5 protein-coding genes and 1 pseudogene are annotated in these 7,725 nt (G+C 58.9%); 2 read left to right on the plus strand and 4 right to left on the minus strand.

The genetic code is table 11. From position 1 onward, the window contains the following. Window positions 1-101 precede the first annotated feature (101 nt). Window positions 102-2,315, minus strand: coding sequence for an EAL domain-containing protein (locus EN884_RS17550; RefSeq protein WP_128360654.1), 2,214 nt, complete (start codon window positions 2,313-2,315; stop codon window positions 102-104). Window positions 2,316-2,551: 236 nt separating this feature from the next. On the opposite strand from EN884_RS17550, the gene EN884_RS17555 reads away from it, so the two are divergent. Then, window positions 2,552-2,758 (plus strand): hypothetical protein, encoded by a 207-nt coding sequence (locus tag EN884_RS17555; protein WP_245265372.1) that lies wholly within the window; start codon window positions 2,552-2,554, stop codon window positions 2,756-2,758. Window positions 2,759-3,019: 261 nt separating this feature from the next. Here the strand turns inward: EN884_RS17555 and EN884_RS17560 are convergent, their stop codons facing one another. Next, window positions 3,020-5,656, minus strand: coding sequence for an EAL domain-containing protein (locus EN884_RS17560; RefSeq protein WP_128360655.1), 2,637 nt, complete (start codon window positions 5,654-5,656; stop codon window positions 3,020-3,022). Window positions 5,657-6,060: 404 nt separating this feature from the next. After that, window positions 6,061-6,261, minus strand: a complete 201-nt coding sequence (locus EN884_RS17565; RefSeq protein WP_013525315.1) for a hypothetical protein — start codon at window positions 6,259-6,261, stop codon at window positions 6,061-6,063. Between the two features lie 457 nt (window positions 6,262-6,718). Here EN884_RS17565 and EN884_RS17570 point away from each other — a divergent pair. Further along, window positions 6,719-6,901: pseudogene (locus EN884_RS17570) on the plus strand (helix-turn-helix domain-containing protein); the annotation flags it as partial. 486 nt (window positions 6,902-7,387) lie between these two features. Here the strand turns inward: EN884_RS17570 and EN884_RS38690 are convergent. Continuing rightward, window positions 7,388-7,725 (minus strand): hypothetical protein (locus EN884_RS38690; RefSeq protein ID WP_206617604.1); only part of this gene is annotated, 338 nt, incomplete at its 5' end.

The raw sequence follows: 7,725 nt of genomic DNA on the forward strand, positions 1-7,725 counted from the left end.
GGCCAGGGGAGTGTCGACGCACCTTGTCCCAGGCCCCCAAGATTCGCTGCTTGCATCCGCGTGCGGCATCGTCGACCGTCGGGAATCACATAGACGCATTCTCATGCGGTCGCCCGCCTTGATCCGCCGTCGAGGAGTTCCTGAAGGTCCTCTTTTGGCACCGGTCTTGAAAGCAAAAAGCCTTGTAGCTGGTCGCAGCCGAGCTTGCGCAGATAATTGCACTGGCTCTCGGTCTCGACCCCTTCCGCTGTGGTGCTGAGGCCAGTCACGCGAGCCAGGTCGATAATCGCCTGAACGATGGCCTCGTCACCGTTCGAGCCGCCAAAGCCCTGCACGAAGCTTCGGTCGATCTTGATCCTGTCCACTTCCAGGCTCTGCAGTCGGCCCAATGAGGAAAATCCCGTACCGAAATCGTCAAGCGCAAAGCGCACCCCGACACTGCGCAACGCTGCCATGTTCTGCTGGCATTCGGTGGGGCGCTCGGAGAGCGTGCTTTCCGTAACCTCCAGCTCGAGCCGCCGTGGATCCATTTGCGTTTCCAACAAGATGCTCGTCACTTTCATGGCAAAGCTCGGATTGTTCAGCTGCAACCCCGATACGTTCACTGCCAGGGTCTCGATCGGCCAATGCACCGCGTCAAGGCAGGCCTGGCGCAGAACCAGCTCGCCTAGAACTTCAATGAGCCCCGTTTCCTCTGCCAATGGTACGAACAAGTCAGGGGCGACCCAACCACGCTCTGCGTGCGACCAGCGCGCGAGGGCTTCGACGCCCGTCATCCTGTTGGTGTCGGCGGTGTAAAGCGGCTGATAATGCACCCGGATGTGGCCGGGCGTTTGCAGCGCCTTGCGCAGGTCCTGTTCGAGACCCTTACGCTTTGCCAGCGTCTGGTCCATCTCGGGTTCAAACAGAGCATAGCCGCTGCGACCGCCGGCTTTGGCGTGATACAGGGCGAGGTCGGCTTTCCGCACCAACTCGACCTGGTCCACCCCGTCCCTGGGAGCAAGAGCTACGCCGACGCTCACCCCGACAAAAACCTGAACTCCGGCGACCTCGAACGGCCGGCGCGCGGACTCGATCAAGTGCTCGCACAATGTTTTGACCTCATTCTCGCCTGCGACCGCGCGCTGGATGATAATGAATTCGTCACCGCCCAGGCGCGCCACCGTGTCAACCTCCACGGTCAGCCGCCTCAGCCGGTCTGCGAACTCCCTGAGCAACTCGTCACCGGCAGGGTGGCCAAAGCTGTCATTGACCTGCTTGAACCGGTCGAGGTCAAGATAGAGGATCGCGAGCTGCTCGCCCGTCGCGGGCAGCAGTGTCAGCGCATCAGCCAAACGACTGTTGAAATGGCCGCGACTGTGCAGCCCTGTAAGCAGGTCGTAGTGGGCCAGGTGATAGATGTGATTCTCGGTCTCAATCAGCCTCAAAGTCCGCCGGCGCAAAGCGGCCAGAGCTACAATAATTCCGCCAAGTACCAGTCCGAACACCGCCACGAGTATTGGCACCAGTTGAAAAAGGACAAACGCCCCGGGCCGATATGGCTGCCACACAAAGAAGCCGACAGTCGAACCAGAGCGACCGACGAGGGGATAGGACGCCTCTTCAGAGCTAAGCATGTTTGACCAGGAGAAGTGTGCGTCGTCGAGCAGATAGTCTTGGCGCAAGGAGGCAAGCAGACTGCCGTCCAGATAGCGAACGGCAACGTGTAGGAATTCCTGACCTGGTACTTGTGCAATGTGGCCGCTGTCGGAAACGACTGGCTTGATGCTGACAATGGCAGGATGGCCGGAGATGACGACCATGTCGGAAGCACCTATCGTGAGCACCTGCTCGGTGACGCCGTCGGTGTCCCCCTGTTTCAGCCTCGCCCTGAGGTTCTCCACGAGAGGCGCAGTGGTCGGGCGTATGGATTGATAGCTCGCCGGACCCACCGCCGATCCATCGGCGAATGCGTAGACTGGCGCGTCCTTCGGATCGAGAATGTAGACCTCATCGTGGCCGAAATACGTGTGCATCCAGGTGCCGAGATTGGTGTCGACCCATTTGGCATCCTGGCTCCGCAGGGCGCTGACCGCGTCGTCCCAGACGGTGACGCTCTCCTGATCGTGGGCTATTCCGCTCTCCAGCTTGGATATGATCAAGGCGACCAAGCTTTTCTGCCGCGACACGGCAACACCATCGGACTGGGTCGCCGACCACAGCAAAAGGCCTGTGGTGAGGGTCGCAACAAGCAGCGTCACGACAATGATGGGCAAAGCCGTTCGCTTGAAAAAAAGGCGACGTGTTGGTTCGCCGAAATGCCGGAGCAGCGTCATGAGGCTGCTTTACGCTAAGAAAACTGCTGGACCGTTAAAGGCGCGGCATCAGGCAAGCTGCACGTTTGAAAAGGCCAGTTCGATAACCCGGCGTTGAACTGCCAAGGAACAAATTCGCCGCGCGCGCGTTCGAGAGCGGCCTTTGCGGGGACTGAACACGAATGCTACTCGCTTTGGGGAACGCGCTCTCGACGACGGTTATGGCCGGCAGAAGTGGGGGTGCGGAAATTTTCGGCGTGGTCGATCTCAGCACTAAAGCCGAGGTAAGGATCAACGCGATGAATTTGGGAATGGCAATTCAGTTCGTGGCCAATGCCTCGGTGCTCGGTTACGATGTCCGTTCGGCGATGGTCTTCTACGGCGAACCGGGAACGCCAAGCCTCAGGGCAAATGACTGCGATCGATTGTGGGCGCAATTTGGTGCCGCGCTCCTTCGCCCATAACGCCGGACGCTTTTGGCTATCTTCAGCTGTCTGGAGCTAACAGCCCATGCCGCGCCACCGGACCGTCGGATCATGAGATCTGAAAGACCTGACGAGAAATTTGCTTTCGGTCACTTCACCGGCACGCAGAGCCGGTCGGGCACTTTGGGGACAAGGGTGGCGGTGGGTTTGCCGATGCAAGTGCAGTGTGCTCGAGCCAATTCGCGACTGGGCGCCGGTTGAACCGCTCGGCCTGCCTGCCTTACCGCGCGAGGCATGACCTTACCCCACGGCCAACCATTTGCGCGATTGGGCAAACGCCGTGAAGGCCTTGGCGTCCATTGGGCGGCCAAAAACATAGCCCTGCAGAATATCGCAACCAAGCTCCTTCAGGATGCGCGCGTGATCATTCGTCTCGACACCCTCGGCAATGACTTCGATGCCGAGCGATTTGCCGATCTCAATGATCGACGAGACCAGCTGACGCTGCGGGATCGACTGGGTGACGGGCGTGATCAGTTGGCGGTCGATCTTGAGCCGGCGGGGCAGCAGCTTGAGCAGGGACACGATCGAGGCATGGCCGGTGCCGAAGTCATCGATTTCGATGTCGATGCCGAGTTCCTTAATGTGCTCCAGGTTCCAGGTGACCAGGTCGTCATTCTCATCGAGGAAGATGGACTCAACCAGCTCAAACGACACCGTGCCCTTCCTGATGGCAAGCTTGCGCAAGCCATCGATCAGATCCTTGTCCTCCAACCGCTTGGCGGAGACATTGACCGAGACGTGCGGGATCTTGAGACCGCTGTTCGACCATTGCTCGAAATTCTCAAGCGCCTGTTCCAGGACAGCGCGATCGATGATTGCCACGACGTTGAGTTCTTCGGCCACTTTGAGATAGCTTTGTGGGGCCAGGATGCCGCGTTCGGGATGCTTCCAACGCGACAACGCCTCGACCCCGACGATCTCAAGTGTCCTGGCGTCGAACTGCGGCTGATAGTATGTTGTGAATTCGGCGCGCTCCAACCCGCCCAGGATTTCGTCGGCAATTTGCTTGGTCCGCACGATCTCGCTTTGCAGCACTTCGTCAAAGAATTCGTGTCGGTTGCGACCGCTTCCTTTCGCCCGGTAAAGAGCGAGGTCGGCGTTGACGAGCAGTTGCTTGGCGTCGGTTCCGGCGGCAATTCCGATGCTCACCCCGAACCGGCACGGGTTGCCCTGAAAATCGACCGGTCGGCGCATCTGCGTGATGATGCGGTCGCCGAGCGCGGAAAGTTGCTTGTCATCACGTCCATGGCTCACCACGACGAACTCGTCACCGCCGATGCGTGCAACAAAATCACCGGGACCCGTGTTGACCTTGATGACCTTGGAGGCGTGCACCAGCATGGCGTCACCGGCTGCGTGGCCGAGTGTATCGTTGATCTGCTTGAAGCGGTCGAGGTCCAGATGCAGCAGCGCTGTGCGGGTCCCCGTTGCGCTTTTTTCGGCAAGCAACTCATCGAGATAGCGGCGGTTGGGCAGGCCGGTCAGCGGGTCGTGCAGCGCAACATGCTCTACATGCGCCTTTGCGACCTTGAGTTCGGCATTTTTCGATTCCGACAGCTGGCGCTCTCGAATGAGCGTCTCATTGAGCAGCACGTCGCTGGTGACGTCCCACTCGGCGCCGATCATCTTCGGCGTGCCGCCGATGTCCTGGAAGAAGGCTGCGCGCGTGCGCACGTGGCGCGTGGTACCGTCCGCTAGCAGGACTCGATATTGCGAAGAATACGGTCCCTCCCTCTCGGCGGCCGCGTCGAACTCCTGGCGCGTCCTGTCAAAATCTTCGGGATGAATGGCCATCGCCCAGTCTTCATAACCGCGCGGTTTGCCATCGGCTGGCTTGCCGTAGATCTGGTTGACGCGGTCGTCCCATAGCAGTTCTTTTGTGGCCAGGTCGTGCTCCCACACGCCAATTCCAGAAGCTTCCAGGGCCAACTCAAGGCGGCCAGACAGACGTCTGAGCTCGGCATAGTTTTTCTGTCGTTCGCCGAACAGTCGCCCGGCCACCAGGATCGGCAGCACCACCAGCGCGCCGGCAAAGGCTATGAGCCCCCGCAACATCCACGCATTGTTCGGAATGGCCGGCCAGCCTCCCTTCGGTATAGCCGAAATCAGCCAGGAGCCCGAAGGCAGTTGCACATCGGCCGACACCGGCTTGCCGGCGAGGACATTGTCTCCCCCGAAGAATTTTTTGCCGCCACCGCCAAGCGCGTCGGTCCCCGTCAGGGCGACATCAATATCAATCCCGGGGTCATTCAAGCCGCTCGCCGCGTAAAGCTGATCGACATCGATGACAGCGGAGAGGATGCCCCAGAATCGGCTGCCGCCGCCCGCCGTCGGCACAAAGACGGGAATGCGCCCGACAAAGCCCCGCCCTCCCTGGGCCAGGTCGACGGGGCCTGCCAACACAAGAACGCCGAGGTCTCGCGCGCGAAGCGCCGCCGTCCGTTGCGCCTCGCTCTTGCGGTAATCGAGCCCGATCGCCTTCTGGTTGCCTTCCATCGGGTACATCAGCGAGATGACGAGATCGGGCGCACCGGCGATGTTGCGCAGTTGCGATCTCTGTCGGAACAGGTTGCTTGCCAGGGACGCAAATCTCTGCTGTCCCATGTACGGCTCTGTAACTATGGCCGAGACGAGGCCCTGAACAAGCTGGAGATTACCGTTTACATTGCCTTCGAGCTTGGCCCTTATGATGTTGACCTTGGCCTGGACTTCGGCGCGCGCGAGTTGATCGGACACTTTCGTGTTCTGCAAGTCCGCAAGGACCGCGCAGATCACAAGCACGGCCAACGCAATTGCCGCCGGCAAGTTGGCGGTCGAAAAAACCGCCTTTCTTGCACCATCAAAGTCAAAATCCGTTCTGCCCGACCGGCTCAATTGCGTTTCCTTGACAAAAAGCCCATCGGCCAACGTAGGATGAACTGTTTAAATTTGGACTTCCAATCTGCATAAAAGCTTCTGGTCTGTGCCACCAAGTTTCGAAAGGCTGCGCTTGGGCGCTGCGCGTAGTACCGTTGGGCCTGTGCCGGCCAGTCCTGCTGCGCCGAACAGCAGGGTCGTCCTGCTCGGGCGGAAGAAGGGTAGGGAAAGCGGACGGACAGCCTGGGAGAGGAGAGGGGAGAGGGGAGGGGAGAGATCGACATTAGGAAGATGCTGTCATCGCTGGTTCGCACCGGGTCATCCGTCCATCTTCTGCTATGATCCCGACGCCGTGACGTTCGTCACGGCTCTTACTCACAGCCCTGACGCATCCTGGCCAGTGAGCTCTAAATTGGCCGCGCTTAACGATCCGGCTCGAACCAACTTGTCGTGCTGCCGCAAGGGTGCGTTACCCTGATCCATTCGCCGATGTCAGGCTCTTCGGCGTACGGGATGGTTACTGGTCCCCACGTCTTCGCAGCTTCAACAACATTTTCGGCCTGAACCTCGGCACGTTCCACAGCTTTGCCGTCGCGTATCAGCTCGACGGTGAAACTCTGCATAGATCGCACTCCTGTCGCGCAATCATATCCCAACCTCTACCCGAAAGGAAAAATCTGTTTTCGAAAGGAAATAGCTTCCCAAGGTCCTCGCGGCACAAAGCAGCTATTCGCAACAAAAGGGGCCCAGGTGGCCCAACGATGAAACGCATTTTGCTTTTCTTGTGCGGCGAAAGCATGATGGAGCGGGTGGCTAACAGCCGATAAATTTTTCCAACCCATTGATTTCAAATCATAATTTAATGTTCCATAATGTATGTTATGCGACTTCTGGATGTAGCAGTTATATAGAGATGCGACACTTGAGCAATTTAGAGATGCGACAGTCCCCGACTTTCACAGCTCATGCTCTGGCCAACTCGAAGCTGGAAAGGAAGGCTGACGACTTCACACTGCCTGGCGTGAGACCGGGCGTATTGCGGAGCCGGCATGCCTTTGATCACCTTGTCGCAAAAAAGAGCTGCATCGTCTTGAAGCCATCCAGAAGATCCGCGACCGGCGGCTGAGCGTCCAGGCGGCGAAGCTTCTTCATCTCAGCCGCAGTCAGGTTCACCGGCTGTTGCAAGCCTATGACCAGGACGGCGCCGGCGGGCTGGTGTCGAAGGAGCGCGGCCGACCGAGCAATCGGCGCCATGATGAGGAGCCGCCGCCGCCGGCCGCGCCACCATACAGCGTTTCGGTCGCTTCGGTGTTGTATGCTATCCCCTGCTTGGGATGCAGCTCCAGGTCAAGAACTGCGGACTGTGACATTGACCACGGGGACCAGCGGCAACGGTTCGCCGTCTTTGCCGGTGAGTTCCGATTCGAACTTCTGGGTGCGGATGATTTCCTCGACCTGGCTGGTGAAATCGTCATGGCGCGCATCTTCGCCACGTTCTCTATCTTCACCTCGCCCTGATACGCAAAGGGCTTGGCCTCATAGAGCGGGTGCGCGTCGACCCATTCGAGTACTCGCAACATGCCGTCCACAGCTTCTCTGGATCGATGATGATCGGGCTGCGGCCGTGTGAGCTACGGGCCTTCCAAAATTGGTTTCCTGCGGGTGCGGGCATTTGCGAAAATTTCGACGCTTTTACAAAGTTAACCAGCGGCCGGATTCGTACGGTTTTGTGACTTGCTGGATTGCCGATCACATGGTTTTTTTCCCACATCGTTGTGTGGGAGTGCGGGCGTGGGCGACGATCAGAAGGACGGTGTTCGGGTAGAACACATAGACGGCCAATGGGCGGTGCAGATCATCGAGGATGGCGTGACCACCCAACAGCTTTTCGACAACGAGGAATTTGCGAGGAGTTTCGCAGCCGGTCAAATCATCCGGCTCAACCTTAACCGGTCCGGCCAAAGCCAAAGCGGCCATGAGGTGGATGGCCCGCGAAACCATTCGTAAACCATGCCAACACGGTAAATATTTTATGTCGAACCGATCCGGTTGCAGGAGGTTTTGGGCGGGTCTGCAACAAAGAGGCC

Source organism: Mesorhizobium sp. M7A.F.Ca.AU.001.01.1.1, from assembly GCF_004022735.1.
In the GTDB taxonomy this organism is placed as follows: domain Bacteria; phylum Pseudomonadota; class Alphaproteobacteria; order Rhizobiales; family Rhizobiaceae; genus Mesorhizobium; species Mesorhizobium ciceri.